This window comes from Mycobacterium sp. E3247, from assembly GCF_001667785.1.
Taxonomy (GTDB): Bacteria; Actinomycetota; Actinomycetes; order Mycobacteriales; family Mycobacteriaceae; genus Mycobacterium.
This window is the reverse complement of record NZ_LZJG01000518.1, coordinates 70,467-90,869: the sequence shown is the minus strand read 5'-3', so window position 1 is coordinate 90,869 and position 20,403 is coordinate 70,467. Positions and strand designations below refer to the sequence as shown.

Sequence of the window (20,403 nt, the reverse complement as noted above, 5' to 3'; positions counted from 1 at the left end):
CCTTGATGCCGCTGCCGCCGACGTCGATGCCGAATCCCCGACGCTGTGGTGTGCCGACGGCGGCGCCGGCGCCGGGCGTTTCCGTGGTCGACTCGGTGCTGGTCATCGAAGCTCCTGGGCGTGACTTGGGCTGTGCGCCCACCTTAGCCCGGCGCCGGTGCGGCTACGGGGTATCTGCGGGGCCGTGGCGGCTGTGATGCGATAGACCGGTGACCCGAGTTGATGACGAGCCCGCCCGGCTGCGCACGGTCGCCGAGACGTTGGCCACGGAAGCTGCCGCGTTCGTCCGGCGCCGCCGGGCCGAGGTCTTCGGCGGAGCCGCGGCGGGTTCGAAGCTTTCGGGCGACGGCGCGGTGTGGTCGAAGAGCACCCCCACCGATCCGGTGACCGTCGTCGACACGGAGACCGAGCGCCTGCTGCGGGACCGGCTGGCCGAATTGCGGCCCGGTGACCCGATTCTGGGTGAGGAGGGCGGGGGGCCGGCCGACCCGGCGGGCACGGCCGCGGACGCGGTCACCTGGGTGCTCGACCCCATCGACGGCACGGTGAACTTCGTCTACGGCATTCCCGCCTACGCGGTGTCGATCGGTGTCCAAGTGGACGGCGTGTCGGTGGCGGGCGCGGTCGCCGACGTCGTGGGCGAGCGGGTGTACTCGGCGGCGACCGGACTGGGCGCGCACGTCATCGACCAGGAGGGGGTACGGCCGCTGCGGTGCGCCACGGTGGACGACCTGTCGATGGCGTTGCTGGGCACCGGTTTCGGGTACGCACGGCAGCGCCGGGCGGCGCAGGCCGACTTGTTGGCGCGGCTGCTGCCGATGGTGCGCGACGTTCGTCGCATCGGCTCGGCGGCCCTGGATCTGTGCATGGTCGCGGCGGGCCGGCTCGACGCGTTCTACGAGCACGGCCTGCAGCCATGGGATTGCGCCGCGGGCGCGCTGATCGCGGCCGAGGCGGGGGCCCGGGTTTGCCTGCCGCCGCCCGGCACCGACGGCGCCGGCCTGGTGCTGGCCGCCGCGCCGGGGATCGCCGACGAGCTGCTGGCCGCCCTGGACGAAATCGACGGCCTCGACCCGATTCTCGACTGAGCTGCGTCAGCAGCTGCTCGAGTGGATCTTGGTGAGCAGCGAGGGGTCGGACGGCTCGGCGGCGCCGGGGCGCAGGGTGGCCAGCACGGCATCGATGTCGTCGTTGTGGGCGAGCGCGGTGAAGTCCGTCCCCAACGCCAGGTCGACGGAGTCGTCGGCGCGGTTGTCGTTGAACAGCTCCATGCACGGCGCCACCAGCCAAACCGCCGCCGCGGTGGCCTGCCCGGCCGTGCCGAACCGGATCTGACCCTGGCAGGTGAGCCGGGTGCCGGCGTAGAGGGGATCGTTGGCGGCGGTCGGCTGCGCAAACCCGAGGTCCTTCATCGCGCCGGCCACGTCGCCGGCCTGGCCGCCGCGGCCGCTGGCGTTGAGCACGCGGACCTTGGTGTCGCTGAGCTTGGCGGGCGTGACGTCCATCATCGCGCTTCGGGACACCTGCTCACCGAGCTGAGCCGGCGCCGATCCGGTCGCCTTTGGCGGCGGATTGCAGACCGCGACCTCGTGCACCTTCGCCGGCCGGGTCAACGCGATCGTCCACACCACGGCAGTCACCACGACGAGGAAGACCACCACGACGATGGCGGGCCGGGGATTGCGGCGCCGGAACGGCCGACCGTGCTTGTCGAAGGCGGTACCCTCGGTGATTTGTGCGACCACAGGTGCACTCTAATCGCACCCTAAACGCACTGTTCAAAGGCGAACGCAAGGCCCACAATGGTGGTGTGACGTAAATCACACATTAACGGGCCGTCATACGGGCACGAATCATTTGGTGGATGCGTTCGACGCTGGTACAAAGCGATGCCTGACATTACGAGGCATGAAGAGGCAATAGGGCAGGGGAATAGGTATGCCTACCGACTACGACGCTCCACGGCGCACCGAGACCGACGATGTTTCGGAGGACTCGCTGGAGGAGCTCAAAGCACGACGCAACGAGGCGGCTTCGGCCGTCGTCGACGTCGACGAATCCGAGACCGCTGAGTCTTTCGAGTTGCCTGGCGCCGACCTGTCCGGGGAAGAACTGTCGGTCCGCGTCATCCCGAAGCAGGCTGACGAGTTCACCTGCTCCAGCTGTTTCCTGGTGCAACACCGCAGCCGGCTGGCCAGCGAGAAGAACGGCGTGATGATCTGTACCGACTGCGCGGCCTGACCGTTTACGCCGGTCAGCTTCGCAATGCCGACAGCACCCGCTCCGGATGGCGGCAGCTCACCAGCCAGTACGGCGTGGGGTCGTCAGGATCGTCCAGCACCACCAGGATCATCGGCCCGACCCAGGCCCGGTGCAGCACATAAGCCGCCGGGTCGAGCTGGCGGCCCAGGGCCGCGGACTTGGCCGACGGGGCCACCACGGCGGAGCGGGCGATCGCGGTGACCGGGAGGTGCGCCTCGCCGGCCCACAGTTCCACCCCACCCGGGACGTTCGGGTCAGCGGTCACGCGGATCTCGATGCGGCCCAGCCACAGCAGCGTGCCGGCGGCCACCGCGAAAAGGGTGGCGTACGGCAGCCAGGACGGCCCGGGGGCGACACCCATGTTGACTTCGAAAGCGATGAGCCCCGCCAGCCCGAAGCCCAGCGGCCACCACCACCACGGCACCCACAGTCGTTCGCGATATCGCACACTGTGCGGCGCGACGCGCGTATCGGACACGCAGTCAAGGGTAATCTGTGGCCCCGTGTCGACCAGTCTGGCCATCGTTCGCCTCGATCCCGAGCTGCCACTGCCCACGCGCGCCCACCAGGGCGACGCGGGCGTCGATCTCTACAGCGCGGAAGACCTCAAGCTGGAGCCGGGACGGCGCGCGCTGGTGCGCACGGGCGTGGCCGTCGCGATTCCGTTCGGGATGGTCGGCCTGGTGCACCCGCGTTCGGGATTGGCGTCGCGCGTTGGGCTTTCGATCGTCAACAGTCCGGGCACCATCGACGCCGGGTATCGCGGCGAGATCAAGGTCGCCCTGATCAATCTGGACCCGGCCGAGCCCATCGTGGTGCATCGCGGCGACCGCATCGCCCAGCTGCTGGTGCAGCGGGTCGAGCTGGTCGAGCTGGTCGAGGTGTCGTCGTTCGACGAGGCGGGCCTGGCCGAAACCTCCCGTGGCGATGGTGGCCACGGTTCCTCCGGCGGACATGCGAGTCTGTGATGCGCGCCGGCGACGATGCAGTGGGGAGGAGCGCCGCTGATGGCTGCGTTCGGTAATCGTTCACGCGACGACGACAGCGAAGAGACCCCGGTGGGCGGCGACATCACGCTGCCCGGCGACGAGGCCTCCGACGAAATCGAAGAACTCGAGGGCCCATTCGACATCGACGATTTCGACGACCCGTCGGTCGCCGAGCTCGCGCGCCTGGACCTGGGGTCGGTCCTCATTCCCATGCCGGAGGCGGGCCAGCTGCAGGTCGAACTGACCGAGACGGGCGTTCCCAGCGCCGTGTGGGTGGTCACGCCCAACGGCCGCTTCACCATCGCCGCCTACGCGGCGCCGAAGACGGGTGGCCTCTGGCGCGAAGTCGCCGGCGAGCTCGCCGAGTCGCTGCGCAAGGACTCGGCCAAAGTCAGCATCAAGGACGGCCCCTGGGGCCGCGAGGTCGTCGGCTCCGCCTCCGGCGCGGTGCGCTTCATCGGGGTCGACGGATACCGCTGGATGATCCGCTGCGTCATCAACGGCCCGCACGAGACGATGGAAGCCCTCGAGCAGGAGGCGCGAGCCGCGTTGGCCGACACCGTGGTTCGCCGCGGCGACACACCGCTTCCCGTCCGCACGCCGTTGAGCGTGCAGCTGCCGGAGCCGATGGCGCAGCAATTGCGGGAAGCCGCGGCCGCCCAGCAGGCCCAGGCGCAACAAGCCGCGGCGCAGGAAGGGGCCAACGAGCCGGCGGCGCGCCGCAGCGCCGAGGGCTCGGCGATGCAGCAGCTGCGCACCACCGGCGGCTGACCCGCTCAGCCCGCCTCGGCGAGCGCGTCCAGGCACGCCGCGCCCAGCGCGGCGGGGTCGGAGCCGATCTGCTCCAGCGTCACCGTCCGCAGGGCCGCGCGCGGCGCGGCGTCGACCCACTCGGAAGCCACCCCAAGCGGATGGACGGGGTCGTCGACGGCGGCGGCCACGGCCAGCGGGGCCGCCAGCCCGGCCAGTTCCGCGCGGCTGGGCGCCACGTAGGCGGCGGCCTCGTCCATGGCGTCGGGCAGCTGGGGCCACTGCGCGCGCCAGGACCGGGCCAGCTCGTCGGCGAGCCAGGGCGGACTGGAAGCCCGCATCTGGCCGGTGGTTGTCCCCAGTCCCTCGGCGCGCAGCTGCGACGCGGTATGGCGTGCCGCGAGGGCGGCGGGCGCCGCGTCCGGCGCCCCGGCCCAGGCCGGCAGCGCGGCCAGCACGGCAACCGCCTTCTGAGCGTGGGCCAGTGCCCAGGCGACCGCCACCGCCGCGCCGATCGACACCCCGCCGACGGCGATCGGGCCCGTTCGCGCGGCGGCGTCCAACGCGGAAACGTAGCCCTCGATCAACCGGTCCGGGTGGGGCGGCGGCGCCGCCAGCACGGCGCCGACCTCGCGCAACGGACCGGAAAATGCCCGGCGAATGTAGTCGTCGTCGGAGCCCGTACCGGGCAACAACACGACGGTGACACCCCGCAGATCGACAGCCACCCCCAGATAGTGCCCCGGCGTTGAGTCGCGCTCCAACACGACGTTTGACTCGGTTGGCGTGGGGGAACCAAGAGGTCTACGGTGTCCGTTGGCATGAATGGAAGCGCCAAGGCTTATCAGCATTGTCAGGAGGGGCCATGGGGGCCCAAGGATATCTGCGCCGGCTCAGCCGCCGATTGACGGAGGCTCCGGAGCAACGCGACTCCGAAGAGTTGTCCGACGAGGTAGCCCTTACCGGCGCGCAACGGGCGATCGATTGTGAGCGTGGCCAAGAGGTCACGATGATCGGCACGCTGCGCAGCGTGGAATGTAACGGCAAGGGTTGTGCGGGCGGTGTGCGCGCCGAGCTTTTCGACGGCAGCGACACGGTCACGCTGGTGTGGTTGGGGCAGCGCCGCATTCCCGGCATCGACTCCGGCCGCAAGCTGCGGGTGCGGGGCCGGCTGGGCACGCTGGAGAACGGCACCAAGGCCATCTACAACCCGCACTACGAAATTCAGCGGTGACGAGACCCGACGACTCGGGTCCGGGACCCGACGAGTCGGGCTCGCCCGACCGCGCGGCCGCCGGACGTATCACGGCCGAACGCCTGATGCGACAGGCGGGCGGGGTCAGCGGCGTCATCTATTCGTCGCTGCCCGTTGTGATCTTCGTCATTGTGTCGAGCGTGTCGGGGCTGTTCGTGGCGATCGCCTCCGCACTCGCCGCGGCCGCACTGGTCCTGCTGTGGCGGCTGATACGCCGGGAATCCCCGCAGCCGGCGTTCTCCGGGTTCTTCGGCGTCGCCATCTGCGCGCTCGTCGCCTACATCGTGGGGGAGTCCAAGGGCTACTTCCTGGTGGGCATCTGGATGTCGTTGCTGTGGGCGGTGGTCGTCGCGGCGTCGGTCGTCATCCGGCGGCCGCTGGTGGGGTTCGTGTGGACCTGGGCCACCGGGCGCGGTCACGGTTGGCGCGACGTCCCGCGGGCCGTCTACGCGTTCGACATCGCCTCGGTCTGCTGGGTGCTGGTCTTCGCCGCCCGGTTCGTCGTCCAGGGGCTGCTCTACAACGCCGACCGGACCGGTTGGCTGGCCTTCGCGCGCATCGCGATGGGGTGGCCACTCACCGTGGCGGCCGCGCTGGCGACGTACCTGGCGATCAAGTCCGCGCAGCGCGCCATGTCGGCGGTCGGTGACACCGGCGTCCAGGTCGACGCCGATCCCGTCCGCGACTAGCGGTGATCGCAAGCGCGGCGAAGCCGGGCGCTGCGGGTCACCGCCCTCAACGGTGATCGCAAGCGGCCCTAGTCGTCCAGCGCGGGGCCGTCCGGCAACAGCAGCTTGCGCAGGTCCTCTTCGACCTCGGCGACCGCGACGAAGAGCAGCTCGTCGCCGCCCTCCAACGGCTCGTCGGCCTCGGGCACGATCACCCGTGGACCGCGCAGGATGGTGACCAGCGCGGCGTCGCGGGGCAGCTGCAGTCGGCGCACCGGCTTGCCGCCCCAGGGCGTGTCGTCGGGCAGGGTGATCTCGACGAGGTTGGCCTGGCCCCGGCGAAATTCCATGAGCCGCACCAGATCACCGACCGCGACGGCCTCTTCGATGAGCGAGGCGAGCATCCGTGGGGTCGACACCGCCACGTCCACACCCCAGGCGTCGGTGAACAACCATTCGTTGCGCGGGTCGTTGACCCGTGCAACCACCCGGGGCACCGCGAATTCGGTCTTGGCCAGCAGACTCAGCACGACGTTGGCCTTGTCGTCGCCGGTTGCGGCCACCACCACGTCGAACTCGTGCAGGTGCACCGATTCCAGCAGGCTCAGCTCGCAGGCATCGCCGAGGCGCCAGTGCGCCGCCGGGATGGCGTCGACGTCGACGTGATCGGGGTTGCGCTCGATCAGCGTGACGTCATGGCCGTTGCCGATGAGTTCGCGACTGACGGAGCGGCCGACCGCGCCGGCCCCGGCGACAGCTACCTTCATTTTCGCCGCTCCTTAAGACTCTTCACTGGGTGGCAGCGCCGCGATGGCCACGGCCTCGGCGGCGCGGCCGGAGATCGCGGCGACGTAGACCTGGTCGCCGGCCTGGATGACCGTCTTGGGCTCCGGCAGGACGCCGGCACCGAACCGGATCAGGAACGCGACGCGGGCGCCGGTGGCCTGCTCGAGATCGGTGATCCGGTGCCCGATCCACTCCTCGTGCAGGACGACCTCCGCGACGGCCACCGTGCCGGTCGGGTCGCGCCATTTGGCGGTCTCGGTGTCCCGCAGCAGGGCGTTGAGGAGGCGGTCGGTGGTCCAGGGCACGGTGGCGATCGTCGGGATGCCGAGCCGTTCGTAGACCTCGGCGCGCTTGGCGTCGTAAATCCGGGCGACCACGCGCTTGACCCCGAAGGTCTCGCGGGCCAGCCGCGCCGAGATGATGTTGGAGTTGTCCCCGGATGACACGGCGGCGAACGCGTCGGCCTCCTCGATGCCGGCCCGCAGCAGCACGTCCCGGTCGAACCCTTGCCCCAACACCCGCTCCCCGGCGTACTCGGGACTGAGCCGGTTGAAGGCGGTGCTGTCGCGGTCGATGACCGCGACGTCGTGGCCGATCCGCGATAGCCCGTCGGCCACCGAGGAACCGACGCGGCCGCAGCCCATCACCACTACTCGCACTTTCGATCCTCTCGGCTGCGTCCTGCGCCCCAATCGGCAACCCACGTCGGCCAGCCGATTTCGGGTCGGCAAACATTCTCGCCTACGAAGCTACCGCCAAACCCATGTGGGCTTACTCTTGGCTCTCGTGTCCAAACTTTCAACCGCAACGCGTCGGTTGCTCATCGGTCGGCCGCAACGCAGCGACCGGCTGAGTCACACCCTGCTGCCCAAGCGGATCGCCTTGCCGGTGTTCGCCTCCGACGCCTTGTCGTCGGTGGCGTACGCGCCCGAGGAAGTCTTCCTGATGCTCTCGGTGGCCGGTGTCAGCGCGTACGCGCTGACACCCTGGATCGGTCTGGCCGTGGCGGCGGTGATGCTGGTCGTGGTGGCCAGCTATCGGCAGAACGTGCACGCCTACCCCTCGGGTGGGGGCGACTACGAGGTGGTCACGACCAACCTGGGCGACACCGCCGGCCTGGTCGTCGCCAGCGCCCTGATGGTGGATTACGTTCTCACCGTGGCCGTTTCGACGGCGTCGGCGATGGCGAACATCGGCTCGGCGATCCCGATCGTGGCCGAGAACAAGGTCTGGTTCTGCGTGGCCTCGATCCTGCTGGTGATGGCGTTGAACCTGCGCGGAATCCGCGAGTCGGGCGTGGCGTTCGCCATTCCGACCTACGCGTTCATCGTCGGCGTGTTCATCATGATCGGCTGGGGCCTGTTCCGGATCTTCGTGCTGGGCAACCCGCTGCGGGCGGAGTCGGCCGGCTTTCAGATGCACGCCGAGCACGGTCAGGTCGTCGGCTTCGCGCTGGCATTCCTGGTGGCGCGCTCGTTCTCCTCGGGCTGCGCCGCGCTGACCGGTGTGGAGGCGATCAGCAACGGGGTTCCGGCATTCGAGAAGCCCAAGTCGCGCAACGCGGCGACGACGCTGCTGATGCTGGGCGGGATCGCGGTGGCCCTGCTGATGGGCATCATCGTGCTGGCCCAGCAGATCCGGGTTCAGCTGGTCGAGGACCCGGCCCGGCAACTGACCGGCGCCCCGCCCGGTTACTACCAGAAGACCCTCGTCACACAGCTGGCCGAAACCGTGTTCGGCAGCTTTCACGTCGGCTTCCTGCTGATCGCCACGGTGACCGCGCTCATCCTGGTGCTGGCGGCCAACACCGCGTTCAACGGGTTCCCGGTGCTCGGCTCGGTGCTGGCGCAGCACAGCTACCTGCCGCGCCAGCTGCACACCCGCGGCGACCGGTTGGCGTTCTCCAACGGAATCCTGTTCCTGTCCGGGGCGGCGCTGCTGGCGATCATCGCCTTCCGTGCCGAGGTCACCGCCCTGATCCAGCTGTACATCGTCGGCGTGTTCATTTCGTTCACGTTGAGCCAGATCGGCATGGTGCGGCACTGGACCCGATTGCTGCGCACCGAGACCGATCCGCGCGTAAGGCGCAAGATGATGCGTTCCCGGGTCGTCAATACGGTCGGATTGCTTTCCACCGGCGCGGTTTTGTTGGTCGTCCTGGTGACCAAGTTCGTCGCCGGCGCGTGGATCGCGCTGTTCGCCATGGGTTTGCTCTTCGGGATGATGAAGATGATCCACCGGCACTACCGCACGGTCAGCCGGGAGCTGGAGGAGCAGGCCGCCGCCCAGCACGACGTGGTGTTGCCCAGCCGCAATCACGCCCTGGTGCTGGTGTCCAAGCTGCATCTGCCGACGCTGCGCGCGCTGGCGTACGCCCGCGCGACCCGCCCGGATGCGCTCGAGGCGCTCACCGTCAGCGTCGACGAGGGGGAGACCCGCGAGCTGGTGCACCAGTGGGAAGAGAGCGACATCAGCGTGCCGCTCAAGGTCATCGCCTCGCCATACCGCGAAATCACCCGCCCCATACTCGAATACGTCAAGCGGGTCAGCAAGGAGTCGCCGCGCACCGTGGTCACCGTGTTCATTCCCGAGTACGTGGTGGGCCATTGGTGGGAGCAGGCGCTGCACAACCAAAGCGCGCTGCGGCTCAAGGGCCGGCTGTTGTTCATGCCCAACGTGATGGTGACTTCCGTTCCGTGGCAACTGAACTCGTCGGAGCGACTCCAGACGCTGCAGCCGCACGCCGCCCCCGGTGACGCCCGTCGGGGAATCTTCGATTGACCCGCGAGATACCGGGCGCACCCCACGCGGTGCTGCCCCCGCGCGACGAGCTGACGTTGGTGACCGGCGCCCCGGCCAACGGCGGCAGCTGTGTGGCGCACCACGAGGGACGCGTGGTGTTCGTCCGCTACGCGCTGCCGGGTGAGCGGGTGCGGGTCCGGGTCACCGCCGACCGCGGATCTTATTGGCACGCCGAGGTTCTGGAGGTGCTGGAGCCGTCGCCCGACCGCATCGAATCGCTGTGCCCCATCGCCGGCGTGGACGGCGCCGGGTGTTGTGACCTCGCGTTCGCCGCCCCGGACGCGGCCCGCGCGCTCAAGGCACAGGTCGTGGCCAACCAGCTGGAGCGCCTGGGCGGCCACCACTGGAATGGTGACGCCGAGCCTTTGTCGGACTCGGGGCCGACGGGCTGGCGCACCCGCGTCCGGCTCGATGTGGGCGCGGACGGGCGCCCCGGCTTCCACCGCTACCACAGCGACGAACTGGTCACCGACCTGCGCTGCGCGCAGTTGCCGGCCGGCATGCTCGACGGGCTCGCCGACTCGAAGTGGCCGCCGACCGCCCAACTGCACGTCGTCGTCGACGATGACGGCGCGCGCCACGTGGTGCGCACCCTGCGGCAGGGCCGGAAGACGGCGACCAAGGTGGTGGAGGGTCGCTACGAGGCGGTGCAGCGGGTGGGCGGACGCAGCTGGCAGATCCCGGTGACCGCCTTCTGGCAGGCGCACCGCGGCGCGGCCGCGGTGTACAGCCGGCTGGTCGCCGACTGGGCGCAGCCCGCTCCCGGCATGACCGCCTGGGACCTCTACGGCGGAGCCGGTGTCTTCGCCGCCGCGCTCGGCGCCGCGGTCGGGGAGACCGGGCGGGTGCTGTCCGTCGACACCTCGCGCGCGGCCACGCGGGCCGCCCGCGTCGCGCTGGACGACATGCCACAGGTGCAGGTCGTCACCGACTCGGTGCGGCGGGTGCTCGGCACGCAACGAGCGGGCGCCGACGTGGCGGTGCTGGATCCGCCGCGGGCGGGCGCCGGGCGCGAGATCATCGACCAACTGGCCGGCGCCGCCGTGCCGCGGGTGGTGCACATCGGTTGCGAGGCAGCCTCTTTTGCGCGCGACATCGGCCTCTACCTCCGCCACGGCTATGCCGTCGAGAAGATCAAGGTGTTCGACGCCTTCCCGCTCACCCATCACACCGAATGCGTCGCCCTGTTGACCCGCGGGTAGCGCCGGCGGCGACGTAACGGCGCGTGAAGTGCTCCTGGAGCGGCTAGACTCCGTCGCGGTGTGCCGGGAAGTCTGGTCGGCGATGTCCTCGATGTCCCTGTCGACCGACCGAAAGGCTCGAGTGCCCGCCACCACAGGGCCTTCCCGTCCCCGGGTGCCGCGATCGTGAACGACGGTCTGCGGTTCGCGCTCATCGTCTTGTTCTCCAGTGCGGTCGGTCTGATCGCGGTGCTGGCGAACCGTCTGACCGAGCGTTTCAAGGTCCCGGTGCCCCTGCTGGTGCTCGTCGGTACGGCGGCGGTGGTGCACTCCGTGCCCGCGGTGCAGCCACCGTCCGAGCGGATCGTGGAACAGGTCATCACCGTCGCGCTGGTGCTGGTGTTGTTCGACGGCGGAATGCACATCGGGCCTTCCCGTTTCCGCGCGGCGGTCGCCCCGATCCTGTCGGTCGGCGTGCTGGGTACCGCCCTCACCGCCGCCGGCGCCGCGCTGATGCTGCACTACGTCTGCGGAATCGATTGGTTTCCCGCGGTGCTGGTCGCGACGGCGGTGGCTCCGACCGATCCTGCCGTGGTGTTCTCCGTCCTGGGCAAACGCGAAATCAGGGGCCGCAGCAGCACCATCCTCGAGGGTGAGTCCGGCGCCAACGATCCGGTCGGCATCTCGTTGATGTCCAGCCTGATCGCCGCCGGCGGCCTCAGCGTCGCCGGGTTCGCCGGCGTGGGCGCGCAATTCGTTCTGCAGATGGCGATCGGCCTGGCCGTCGGGGTCGTCGGCGGCCGCGCCCTGCTCGTCTTCATGCGCCGCGTGGCGCTGCCCAGCGAAGGCCTCTACCCGCTACGAACGCTGGCATCGAGCCTGATGCTGTACGGCATCGCCACGCTTGCGCACGGATCGGGATTTCTGGCGGTGTTCGTCGCCGGCATCGTGATCGGCGACGCGCGCGCGCCCTACAAGCCGGAGATCAAGCGGTTCCACGCCGCCCTGGCCGGGCTGGCCGAAATCGTCGCGTTCGTCGTGCTGGGCCTGACCGTCGACCTCGGCGTCCTTGCCCACCCCGACGTGTGGATCCCCGGGCTCGCCCTCGGGGTGGCCCTGACGGCGCTGATTCGTCCGCTGGCGGTGGGCTCGTGTCTGGTCGGCGTGCGACTCCAGCGAAACGAACGCGCCTTCATACTGTTCGCCGGCCTCAAAGGGGCGGTGCCGATTCTGCTCGGCGAGTTGCTGCGCGCCGCGCACATCCCCCACGCCGAACGCCTCTACGGCATCGTGGTCGTCGTCGTGATCTTCTCGGTCCTGGTGCAAGGCAGCTCGGTGCCCGGGGTCGCGAAACTGCTGCACCTGCCGATGCGCATGGTGGAGACCCAGCCCTGGCAGATCGGTGTCCGGCTCGCGGACGAACCCGAGGGGGTTCATCGCTTCAGCGTCGCACCGGGATCGGCCGCCGAGGGGTGCACGGTGGAGGGGCTCAGTGACCGGGTCGGCGACATCTGGGTGAGCATCGTGGTCCGCACCACCGGCCTGGTGCCGGTGCGGGGTGACACCGAACTTCAGGCCGGCGACGAGGTCGTCGTGCTGGCGGATCCCGAGCTGCACGACACCCTGGTCGAGCTTTTCGGACCCCCGTAGGCCGGCTACCTCCGGCTCCCTGCTGTTCCGGCGGCCGCTGCGTAGACTATCGGGATGCTGGAACAGATCCGCGGGCCCGCTGATCTGCAACACCTGTCGGGGCAGCAACTGCGCGAACTCGCCGCCGAGATTCGCGAGTTCCTGATCCACAAGGTCGCTGCCACCGGTGGACACCTCGGGCCCAACCTCGGCGTGGTCGAGTTGACGCTGGCGCTGCATCGGGTCTTCGACTCGCCGCATGACCCGATCATCTTCGACACCGGTCATCAGGCGTACGTCCACAAGATGCTGACCGGGCGCGCGCAGGACTTCGAGGGCCTGCGCAAGAAGGGCGGACTGTCGGGCTACCCATCGCGCGCGGAGAGCGAACACGACTGGGTGGAGTCCAGCCACGCCAGCGCGGCGCTGTCCTACGCCGACGGCCTGGCCAAGGCGTTCGAGCTGACCGGTCACCGCAACCGGCACGTGGTCGCCGTGGTCGGGGACGGCGCGCTCACCGGCGGCATGTGCTGGGAGGCGCTGAACAACATCGCTGCGTCACGGCGCCCGGTGATCATCGTGGTGAACGACAACGGCCGCAGCTATGCGCCGACCATCGGCGGCGTCGCCGACCGCCTGGCCACCCTGCGGCTGCAGCCGGCCTACGAGCAGGCGCTGGAGAAGGGCCGCGACGCGGTGCGTTCGCTGCCGCTGCTCGGCGAACTCGCCTACCGGTTCATGCACAGCGTCAAGGCCGGCATCAAGGACTCCCTGTCCCCGCAGCTGCTGTTCACCGATCTCGGGCTCAAGTACGTGGGTCCGGTCGACGGGCACGACGAACGCGCGGTGGAGGCGGCGCTGCGCCACGCGCGCGGCTTCGGCCGGCCGGTGATCGTGCACGTCGTCACCCGCAAGGGCATGGGCTACGCCCCGGCGGAGGACGACGAAGCCGAACAGATGCACTCGTGCGGCGTCATCGACCCCGTCACCGGGCAGGCCACCAAGGTCGCCGGGCCGGGGTGGACCGCCACGTTCTCCGATGCCCTGATCGGCTACGCCAGGAAACGCCGCGACATCGTGGCGATTACCGCGGCGATGCCCGGCCCGACCGGGTTGAGCGCGTTCGGGCAGCAGTTCCCGGACCGCCTGTTCGACGTCGGCATCGCCGAGCAACACGCCCTGACGTCGGCGGCGGGGCTGGCGATGGGCGGCATGCACCCGGTGGTGGCCATCTATTCGACGTTCCTCAACCGGGCCTTCGACCAGATCATGATGGACGTGGCCCTGCACAAGCTGCCCGTCACCATGGTGCTCGACCGGGCCGGCATCACCGGTTCGGACGGCGCCAGCCACAACGGCATGTGGGACATGTCGATGCTCGGCATCGTGCCCGGCATGCGGGTGGCCGCGCCGCGCGACGCCACCCGGTTGCGCGAAGAACTCGGTGAGGCGCTGGACGTCAACGACGGCCCGACCGCGCTCCGGTTCCCCAAAGGCGATGTGGGCGAAGACATTCCGGCCATCGAGCGGCGAGGCACCGGCCTTTCGGGCGTCGACGTGCTCGCGGTGCCGGCCGACGGGCTCAATCATGACGTGCTGCTGGTGGGCGTCGGCGCGTTCGTCCCGATGGCGTTGGAGGTCGCCAAGCGGCTGCACAACCAGGGGATCGGCGTGACGGTCATCGACCCGCGCTGGGTGCTACCGGTCTCCGAAGCGGTCCTCGAGCTCGCCGCCCAGCACAAACTGGTGGTCACGTGCGAGGACAACGGCGTCAACGGCGGCATCGGGTCGGCGGTGTCCGGGGCCCTGCGCGCCGCGGAGATCGACGTGCCGTGCCGCGATGTGGGCCTGCCGCAGCGGTTCTACGAGCACGCCTCGCGGGGCGAGCTGCTGGCCGAGCTGGGGCTGACGGATCAGGACGTGGCCCGCCGCATCACCGGCTGGGTCGCCGCGCTGGGCAGCGCCGTCACCGAAGCGGAGATCCGCGAGCACCTCGACTAGGCGCAGCGGCTGGGGTGGCGCCGTCGACTCGGCACCCCGGGGCCGATGCGGAGAAGGGTGCGGCGAACCATCGCAGCTCGCCTTAGACTGAAGAGCGGTAGTGGGCCGTGCCGTCAGCCGAGGACGAAGGACATCACATGACCGCAGGAATGCACCCGCAGTTGGCTGAGGCCATGGAGTTCGGGCAACGGTTCCAGTCCGCCCTCGAAGACCAGATCCACCGAACGAACACCGAAACCTTCACGGCCGCAGACGAAGCCAACACCGTCGAGGTGACGCTGAACGCGCGCCGCGGGATCACCGATCTCCAGATCGAAGACGGCCTGTTACGGCTGGGCGCCGAGACGGTCGAGCAACGCGTCAACGAGGCCCTGCGCAACGCGGTGGCCGCGGTCGATGCCGCCAACGAAGCCCAGCACCGGCAGCTAGTCGAGTCGCTGGCGCGCATGACCACGCTGATGACGGAGTCGTTGGGCCTGAGCTAGCCCAAATCCGTACGGCGGCAACTGTTCTCCTGCCGGGCCGAGACCGTCACTCGGTCGCGTATCGGGTGGCGAAAACGTGCGCCTGCGTCTCGGCGGCCCGCTCCGGCGACGTGAGTTCCATGCCGTACTCCAGGAGTTCGCGCACGGCATCGGGATCATCGGCGCCCAATTCGCGCATGTTCGCCATCAGGAATTCGTGTTGGGCCGCTTGTCCTTTCTGGCTCGCCAGGTGCGCGACCACGATTATCTCCTCGGCCAGTTCGGCTTCGGTCATGCCCGCGACCTTCTCGGACAGGGTGACTTGCCCGATTCCGCCGTCTCCAAGCGCCGACACCGACACCGTCCCGGGGGGATTGGTCACGGTGAACAGCGGGACGACGTCCTCCTCGTCGGCCTCCTCGGCGGCTGCCGTCTGTGTGGCGAGCACCGTTGCGGTGTCGACGGGCTCGGCGGGCGCGAACTCCGGCGCCGGCTCAAGCGGGGACTCCTCGGCGCTGTCCTCGGCGGCGACGGAGAAGCTGAGGGCTGTCAGCGTGTCGGGTTCGTGGTCGGCCGCGGGTTCGCCGGCGGGCGCGAAATTCATTGCAGCGAAGATGTCGGTGGGGTCTTCGTTCGCATTCGGAAGCTGGGCCACGGCGTCCTTCTCTCGGATTCATAGCCTGGGCGGCTGTCCGGTAGGTAGAGCCTACAGTGCGCCCACCGGGGCGGGCGGACGAATTTCCATGTAGGCCAGTGGATCCGGCTCCCCGGGTCGATTCCGGCCGGTCGTTGCGATCGGGTTGCCGAGCGGTGAACAACTGGGGTGATCGTTGCCGGGATCAGCCGGGAAGCACCTGTTTGTCGAGATTCTGGGCGGCATCGTGGTCGGTGCCGTCGTACGCTTTGGCGGCGGCACGCAGGTTAACGGCGAGGTCGGTGGCGACCTCGATCATGAGCTGGATCGCCTCCGCGCGGCTTACCTCGACTCCCACGACGGCGTCGTTGCCGGGTCCGCAGGCCAGGCCGTGGTTGAGCCACACGTTGACGCCGACCCCGTCGACCGCCCCGGCGGACGACTTGAAATTTTCCTTGGTCGCGTCCTGTGCGCGCGCCAGCTTGTCAAGATACGTCGACGTGACGCTCAAGTTCGCCATGGAACCTCCTCGTCTGGTAAACGGTTGCACCGCAAGCGGGTTGGGGCGTGACAGCGTTACGGGGCGGGCTGCGACCGGTTCGGGTCTGCCGGCTGCTCGGCTTTGAGCGCCGCGACCTCGGCGGGTGCCCGCTCCGCGGCCCCGGTGCCCGCGGCCGCTCCGACGACTTCGGCCCCGTCGCTCGGGGTGGTGTCCTCGAGGCCGGCTCCGGTGGTCGTGGCCCCTTCGGCGGCTGCGGGCGCCTTGCGCTGCCGCGCGGTTGAGGGCGACGGCTGAGCGCTGACGGGGCTCGTCGGCGTGGGGGCCGGCGCCGCGACCTGGCCGGCTTGAGCGGACGCCTCCACCGGCTCAGCCGGGGTGGGCATGCCCTGCACCGGCCGGCCCGACATCTGGATGAGTTCGCTCAGGCGAGGAGCCGTCACCGGCGCGGCCGTACCGGCCGGCGTGGAGGTGCTGGTGAGCGCGGACGACGTGGACTCGGTGGCGGATTCGGAGACGGTGGATTCCGCCGAGGGCGCCATGCGAGCGGACGGCGCAATTCGCGAAGTCGACAGATAGTCCTTCATCTCCGCAATGATCTTCTCGTATTCGCGGACCACTTCCTGGACCTTGGGCCGGGTCTCGGTGCCCGAGAAGAATTCCATGTAACCGATGGCGCCCACTGTTGCGGTGATCGCCGCGATGGTGACGACTTTCTGAAACACCAGGGACGAGGCTTCGCTCCCCTGCGCTTTGATCAGGAGGGCGACAAAGATGCAGCCGGTGAGGCCGTCCTTGATTCCGGCGACGGCACGGCGAATCTCGGTGAGCTGATCGACTTCGGCCGTCAGGATCTCCATCATCGCCTGGTCCTGATCTCGCATCAGGTTTACGCGGTCCAGCTGGGCTCGGTTCTGTTTGGCGTACTCTTCCGACGCGGAGCCCTCCCAGCCGCTGTCGGGGAAGGCGGACTCCAAGTCTTTCTTGGGCGAGTCGAGCTTGGAACGCGCGTTGTCGAACTCCGCTCCCTTGGAGGCGTCACCGAGGCCGAGGAAATATTCGAAGACCGTGATGGCGACAATTCCCCATTCGATAATCGGCACCTCCGCCGCCCAGGGATTGGTTCGCTCCTCGAGACCGCGTTCTATTTCCGCTTTTATCCTTCGCTCGACGATCGCCTTGACGGCAATTTTGGTCGTTTCCATGGCGAACGCGCCGCCGCCGATACCGGTCGCAACCCAATCCTTAGCGGCGGCATTCTTTCCTATGCCGGCCAGGCTGCCTACCAGACCGCCGATTTCGGAAGCGGCAACGACCATTGCCATGATCCCTTCTGCGAGTGGGGACTTCGCGTCCTACGGCGAGTCTAACAGCAGTCACAGGGTGGCCAGAGCGCCAATTTTTGGGACGGTCCGGGCATTTAGTCGCGGTCTACGGTCCGCGCCTCGTCCGCGGCGAGGAAAGGCTAGCGGCGAAAAATTACCCGCGCCGCCGCGCGAATATCTTCACCGCGCCCTAGGAGTTCTCGGGCGCGGCGGGCGGCTGCAACGCTGTGGCCAGCGGAGGATCCACCAATTCCCGCTGCCACTGCCGCGCCTGCCCGGCGCGCAGGAACCCTTCGACCGCCTCGAGGGGGTCGGGCGCGGGTTCCCAGTCCCAGCACAGCCGTCGCACCAGGTCGGGGGAGACCAGGTTCTCGGTGGGTACGTTGACCCGCTCCGACACCTGGGACAGCGCCGCACGCGCCGCCTCCAGCCGCGCGGCGGCCTCCGGTTTGCGCCGGCTCCAGCGCGCCGGCGGCGGCGGCCCGTTCGGCGGTTCGGCGTCCACGGGCGGATTCTTGGTTTGCCTGGCCGCTTCCAGCGCCCCCAACCACGTGGCCGCGCTGCGACGTTGATTGCGCCCGCCGAAGACCGGCAGCGCGGTGAGCTCCTCGACCGTCTTCGGGTCGGCGATGGCGGCCTCGATGATGGCCGAGTCCGGCAGGATGCGTCGCGGCGCAATGTCGCGGCGCTCGGCGATGCGGTCGCGCGTCAACCACAGCTCGCGGACCGCGGCCAGGCCGCGCCGGTCGCGCACCCGATGGATCCCCGACGTGCGCCGCCACCGGTCCGGCCGACTCGCCGCGCCGGGTTCCCTGGTGCCCGTGGCGCGCAGATAGTCGAATTCCTCTGCGGCCCAACCCGTTTTGCCCTGCTGGGCCAGAACGTCGGCGATCGCGGCGCGCAGCTCGATGAGCAGTTCCACATCCAGCGCCGCGTAGTTGAGCCATTCCTCGGGCAGCGGCCGTTTGGACCAGTCCGCCGCGCCGTGGCCCTTGGCCAGCCCGGACCCCAGCAGCCGCTCCACCATGGTCGCCAGGTTCACCCGCTCGAACCCGGCCAGCCGGCCGGCGAGCTCGGTGTCGTAGAGCGCCGGTGGCTGCAAGCCGACCTCCGCCAGGCAGGGCAGGTCCTGGTCGGCCGAATGCAGGATCCATTCGTCTTCGCTCAGCACCTCGGCGACGGGCCGCAGCGCCTCGAGCGGGTCGGCGCCGTGGCTGACCGGGTCGATGAGCACGGTGCCGGCGCCGGCCCGCCGGATCTGGATCAGATAGGCCCGGTTGGAGTACCGGAAACCCGACGCCCGCTCGGCGTCCACCGCAAACGGCCCACGCCCACGATCCAGGAGCTCGGCTGCCGCTTCGATCTGGCGGACGGTCACGGAGAGGTCCGGGATCCCTTCGGCCGGGCGCAGCAGCGGGGTGGGCTGGGGTTCGCTGCTGTCGGGGTCGGTGCTGACGGGCCCGTCGGCGGCCGGTTCGCACATGTCAGGCGCGTGACCTCGAGCTCAGGTCGGTGACGCCCGTCGGCGGAAGTCCCGCCGCATGTTCGAGCACCTCGCAGAACGCCTCGACGTGGACGCCAACCTGGGGCGTGGTCGCCGTCCACGACGCCCGCAGCTCCAACTGGTGGGCGCGCGGCGGTCCGGAGATGTCGCCGTAGCGCACCGAGGTGGTGGCCGTGACCGTGCCGCCCAGGGCGGTGACCTGCTCCATCCGGGATTCCAGCGCGTCGACGAGCCAGCTCCACGCCACCTCGGGCAGCAGGGGGTCGACGGCCTCGCTGGGGTCCAGGTCGGCCTGGATGTAGGCCACCAGGCGGATGGTGCCGTCCCACGCGTCGGCGCCTTCCGGGTCGTACAGCAGGATCAGGCGGCCGAAGGCGTCGCCGTCGGATCGCTCGGGGATGATTTCGCGGTCGGGATGTTTGACCTCGGCCCCCAGCGCGTAGCTGTAGGGCGCGAGGCGTTGCGGGGGGCGGATGGGGCCCAGTTCGATCTCGGGGCGCACGGTGACGCCGTTCATGGCCGCGACCGCCTCGCGGAATGGCTCCGGTTCAGCTGAGGTCACTTGGCGCCGCTCCTGTTCATCCCGGCCACTTCGCGGCGGCGCGGCGTAGGTCATGAGCGCCACTCTCCCCCGCAAGCGGGTGGTGCCTCCACCGCATCGTGACGGTTCTGCGTCGGCGCGGCACGGGTCACAGGGTCCGACGGTAGACCCATCGGGGGACACGCGGAATCAGGCGCGCCGACCGCTACCAACCCGTTATGAGACCCCATGGCAACCTATCGACCCAGCTCAGGACCCTGTTCCGCCGGTAAATCGGGCGGGCCGCTTCTCGCGATGCGCGGCGAGGCCTTCCTGCACGTCGGGGCCGCTGAAGCTGAGGAACTCCAGCCCGAGCGAGGTCTCGAAGGTGGGCGCGAACATGCGGTACCAGTGGTTGAGGCTGCGCTTGGTCCAGCGGATCGCGTTCTGGGCGCCGCGCGCCAGGTCCTCCGCGATCCGTGTCGCCGTGGCCAACACGTCGTCGTCGTCGACGCAGAGGGACACCAGGCCGATACGCTCGGCCTCCTCGCCCAGCAGCGTCTCGCAGGTGAGCAGGTAGTACTTGGCCTTGGCCATGCCGACCAACAGGGGCCAGCAGATCGCGGCGTGGTCCCCGGCGGCCACGCCCAGCTTGGTGTGCCCGTCGATGAGCTTCGCCGTGCGACCGGCCACCGAGACGTCGGCGAGCAGGGCCACCACCAGGCCCGCGCCGACGGCCGGCCCGCGGATCGCCGAGACGACGGGTTTGTCGAAATTGACCATGTTGAGCACCAGATCGCGGGCCTCCCGCATGATGCGCATCCGGCCTTCGTAGTCGCTGATCGTCTCGTCGATCAGGTCGAAGCTGCCGCCGGAGGAGAAGGCCTTGCCCTCGCCGCGGACCAGCACGACGCGCACGTCGGGGTCGCGGGCGATCACCGGCCAGATGTCGGCGAGGTCGCGGTGCATCTGCGGCCCGACCGAGTTGAGGCCGGGAGCGTCGAGAACCACGGTCAGGATGCCGTCATCGCCCAGGTCGCACCGCAGGCTGGGGAACTCGTCGTAATTCACGGGCGGCTGGCTGACTGGCACGGTCGTGATAGTACGCAGCGCGGGACGGAGGCCGCCGTCGTG

Annotated in this window: 22 protein-coding genes and 1 pseudogene; 11 read left to right on the top strand and 12 right to left on the bottom strand. The window is 69.6% G+C overall.

The genetic code is table 11. The features are described 5' to 3' along the window. A pseudogene (locus A9X04_RS30645) lies at positions 1-106 on the bottom strand (ROK family protein); the annotation flags it as partial. Between the two features lie 103 nt (positions 107-209). Here A9X04_RS30645 and A9X04_RS26725 point away from each other — a divergent pair. Further along, positions 210-1,088, top strand: a complete 879-nt coding sequence (locus tag A9X04_RS26725; protein ID WP_067927371.1) for an inositol monophosphatase family protein — start codon at positions 210-212, stop codon at positions 1,086-1,088. A 6-nt stretch (positions 1,089-1,094) separates the two neighbouring features. Here A9X04_RS26725 and cei read toward each other — a convergent pair whose 3' ends face one another. Further along, the gene (cei, locus tag A9X04_RS26720; protein ID WP_067927369.1) at positions 1,095-1,745 is read right to left on the bottom strand and encodes an envelope integrity protein Cei; all 651 of its coding nucleotides are present in this window, start codon (positions 1,743-1,745) and stop codon (positions 1,095-1,097) included. A gap of 193 nt (positions 1,746-1,938) precedes the next feature. Between cei and A9X04_RS26715 the strand changes: the two genes are divergently transcribed. Next, positions 1,939-2,241, top strand: coding sequence for a DUF4193 domain-containing protein (locus A9X04_RS26715; RefSeq protein WP_067115263.1), 303 nt, complete (start codon positions 1,939-1,941; stop codon positions 2,239-2,241). A 13-nt stretch (positions 2,242-2,254) separates the two neighbouring features. Here the strand turns inward: A9X04_RS26715 and A9X04_RS26710 are convergent, their stop codons facing one another. Beyond that, complete coding sequence (locus tag A9X04_RS26710) at positions 2,255-2,740, bottom strand: DUF3093 domain-containing protein (protein ID WP_067927366.1); 486 nt, start codon at positions 2,738-2,740, stop codon at positions 2,255-2,257. Positions 2,741-2,765: 25 nt separating this feature from the next. Between A9X04_RS26710 and dut the strand changes: the two genes are divergently transcribed. Beyond that, positions 2,766-3,230, top strand: coding sequence for a dUTP diphosphatase (gene dut, locus A9X04_RS26705; RefSeq protein WP_067927364.1), 465 nt, complete (start codon positions 2,766-2,768; stop codon positions 3,228-3,230). 39 nt (positions 3,231-3,269) lie between these two features. Then, positions 3,270-4,022, top strand: coding sequence for a DUF3710 domain-containing protein (locus A9X04_RS26700; RefSeq protein WP_067927362.1), 753 nt, complete (start codon positions 3,270-3,272; stop codon positions 4,020-4,022). 5 nt (positions 4,023-4,027) lie between these two features. Here A9X04_RS26700 and A9X04_RS26695 read toward each other — a convergent pair whose 3' ends face one another. Then, positions 4,028-4,729 carry a hypothetical protein gene (locus A9X04_RS26695; RefSeq protein ID WP_067927411.1) on the bottom strand — a complete coding sequence of 234 codons (702 nt, stop codon included), beginning with the start codon at positions 4,727-4,729 and terminating at the stop codon, positions 4,028-4,030. Positions 4,730-4,866: 137 nt separating this feature from the next. On the opposite strand from A9X04_RS26695, the gene A9X04_RS26690 reads away from it, so the two are divergent. Together A9X04_RS26690 and A9X04_RS26685 are read left to right on the top strand one after the other, a co-directional pair. Then, a complete protein-coding gene (locus A9X04_RS26690) occupies positions 4,867-5,235 on the top strand; it encodes an OB-fold nucleic acid binding domain-containing protein (RefSeq protein ID WP_067927359.1) in 369 nt (122 codons plus the stop codon). Between the two features lie 86 nt (positions 5,236-5,321). Further along, entirely contained in the window at positions 5,322-5,945 is a 624-nt protein-coding gene (locus A9X04_RS26685; RefSeq protein WP_156764550.1) for a DUF3159 domain-containing protein, read from the top strand. 68 nt (positions 5,946-6,013) lie between these two features. Here the strand turns inward: A9X04_RS26685 and A9X04_RS26680 are convergent, their stop codons facing one another. Together A9X04_RS26680 and A9X04_RS26675 are read right to left on the bottom strand one after the other, a co-directional pair. After that, on the bottom strand, positions 6,014-6,691 hold the full coding sequence (locus tag A9X04_RS26680) for a TrkA family potassium uptake protein (protein ID WP_067927355.1): 678 nt from the start codon (positions 6,689-6,691) through the stop codon (positions 6,014-6,016). A 12-nt stretch (positions 6,692-6,703) separates the two neighbouring features. Further along, positions 6,704-7,369, bottom strand: coding sequence for a TrkA family potassium uptake protein (locus tag A9X04_RS26675; RefSeq protein ID WP_156766176.1), 666 nt, complete (start codon positions 7,367-7,369; stop codon positions 6,704-6,706). Positions 7,370-7,496: 127 nt separating this feature from the next. Here A9X04_RS26675 and A9X04_RS26670 point away from each other — a divergent pair, with 127 nt between their 5' ends. From A9X04_RS26670 to A9X04_RS26650, 5 genes are all read left to right on the top strand, one after another. Continuing rightward, positions 7,497-9,491, top strand: a complete 1,995-nt coding sequence (locus A9X04_RS26670; RefSeq protein WP_067927352.1) for an APC family permease — start codon at positions 7,497-7,499, stop codon at positions 9,489-9,491. A gap of 29 nt (positions 9,492-9,520) precedes the next feature. Next, positions 9,521-10,714, top strand: coding sequence for a class I SAM-dependent RNA methyltransferase (locus tag A9X04_RS26665; RefSeq protein ID WP_067927350.1), 1,194 nt, complete (start codon positions 9,521-9,523; stop codon positions 10,712-10,714). 165 nt (positions 10,715-10,879) lie between these two features. Further along, positions 10,880-12,343, top strand: coding sequence for a cation:proton antiporter (locus A9X04_RS26660; protein WP_082975264.1), 1,464 nt, complete (start codon positions 10,880-10,882; stop codon positions 12,341-12,343). Positions 12,344-12,397: 54 nt separating this feature from the next. Next, the gene (dxs, locus tag A9X04_RS26655) at positions 12,398-14,323 is read left to right on the top strand and encodes a 1-deoxy-D-xylulose-5-phosphate synthase (RefSeq protein WP_067927348.1); all 1,926 of its coding nucleotides are present in this window, start codon (positions 12,398-12,400) and stop codon (positions 14,321-14,323) included. Between the two features lie 137 nt (positions 14,324-14,460). Further along, the gene (locus tag A9X04_RS26650) at positions 14,461-14,808 is read left to right on the top strand and encodes a YbaB/EbfC family nucleoid-associated protein (RefSeq protein WP_067927395.1); all 348 of its coding nucleotides are present in this window, start codon (positions 14,461-14,463) and stop codon (positions 14,806-14,808) included. A gap of 46 nt (positions 14,809-14,854) precedes the next feature. Here A9X04_RS26650 and A9X04_RS26645 read toward each other — a convergent pair whose 3' ends face one another. From A9X04_RS26645 to A9X04_RS26620, 6 genes are all read right to left on the bottom strand, one after another. Further along, positions 14,855-15,391 (bottom strand): hypothetical protein, encoded by a 537-nt coding sequence (locus A9X04_RS26645; RefSeq protein WP_067927393.1) that lies wholly within the window; start codon positions 15,389-15,391, stop codon positions 14,855-14,857. Between the two features lie 235 nt (positions 15,392-15,626). Next, positions 15,627-15,941 carry an ESX-1 secretion-associated protein gene (locus A9X04_RS26640; RefSeq protein WP_067927345.1) on the bottom strand — a complete coding sequence of 105 codons (315 nt, stop codon included), beginning with the start codon at positions 15,939-15,941 and terminating at the stop codon, positions 15,627-15,629. Between the two features lie 56 nt (positions 15,942-15,997). After that, a complete protein-coding gene (locus A9X04_RS26635) occupies positions 15,998-17,245 on the bottom strand; it encodes an EspA/EspE family type VII secretion system effector (RefSeq protein ID WP_156764549.1) in 1,248 nt (415 codons plus the stop codon). Positions 17,246-17,435: 190 nt separating this feature from the next. Next, positions 17,436-18,728, bottom strand: a complete 1,293-nt coding sequence (locus A9X04_RS26630; RefSeq protein ID WP_067927342.1) for a ribonuclease D — start codon at positions 18,726-18,728, stop codon at positions 17,436-17,438. A gap of 1 nt (position 18,729) precedes the next feature. Further along, the gene (locus A9X04_RS26625) at positions 18,730-19,365 is read right to left on the bottom strand and encodes a DUF3000 domain-containing protein (protein ID WP_067927339.1); all 636 of its coding nucleotides are present in this window, start codon (positions 19,363-19,365) and stop codon (positions 18,730-18,732) included. 174 nt (positions 19,366-19,539) lie between these two features. Further along, positions 19,540-20,361 (bottom strand): enoyl-CoA hydratase/isomerase family protein, encoded by an 822-nt coding sequence (locus A9X04_RS26620; RefSeq protein WP_067927337.1) that lies wholly within the window; start codon positions 20,359-20,361, stop codon positions 19,540-19,542. Between the last annotated feature and the right edge of the window lie 42 nt (positions 20,362-20,403).

Bases quoted from the DNA above. Each gene is read 5' to 3' on its own strand.
- dxs (WP_067927348.1), top strand. From the start codon at position 12,398: ATGCTGGAACAGATCCGCGGGCCCGCTGATCTGCAACACCTGTCGGGG.
- A9X04_RS26640 (WP_067927345.1), bottom strand. From the start codon at position 15,941: ATGGCGAACTTGAGCGTCACGTCGACGTATCTTGACAAGCTGGCGCGC.
- A9X04_RS26630 (WP_067927342.1), bottom strand. From the start codon at position 18,728: ATGTGCGAACCGGCCGCCGACGGGCCCGTCAGCACCGACCCCGACAGC.
- A9X04_RS26645 (WP_067927393.1), bottom strand. From the start codon at position 15,391: ATGAATTTCGCGCCCGCCGGCGAACCCGCGGCCGACCACGAACCCGAC.
- A9X04_RS26690 (WP_067927359.1), top strand. From the start codon at position 4,867: ATGGGGGCCCAAGGATATCTGCGCCGGCTCAGCCGCCGATTGACGGAG.
- A9X04_RS26635 (WP_156764549.1), bottom strand. From the start codon at position 17,245: ATGGCAATGGTCGTTGCCGCTTCCGAAATCGGCGGTCTGGTAGGCAGC.
- A9X04_RS26700 (WP_067927362.1), top strand. From the start codon at position 3,270: ATGGCTGCGTTCGGTAATCGTTCACGCGACGACGACAGCGAAGAGACC.
- A9X04_RS26715 (WP_067115263.1), top strand. From the start codon at position 1,939: ATGCCTACCGACTACGACGCTCCACGGCGCACCGAGACCGACGATGTT.
- A9X04_RS26650 (WP_067927395.1), top strand. From the start codon at position 14,461: ATGACCGCAGGAATGCACCCGCAGTTGGCTGAGGCCATGGAGTTCGGG.
- A9X04_RS26625 (WP_067927339.1), bottom strand. From the start codon at position 19,365: ATGACCTACGCCGCGCCGCCGCGAAGTGGCCGGGATGAACAGGAGCGG.
- A9X04_RS26685 (WP_156764550.1), top strand. From the start codon at position 5,322: ATGCGACAGGCGGGCGGGGTCAGCGGCGTCATCTATTCGTCGCTGCCC.
- A9X04_RS26680 (WP_067927355.1), bottom strand. From the start codon at position 6,691: ATGAAGGTAGCTGTCGCCGGGGCCGGCGCGGTCGGCCGCTCCGTCAGT.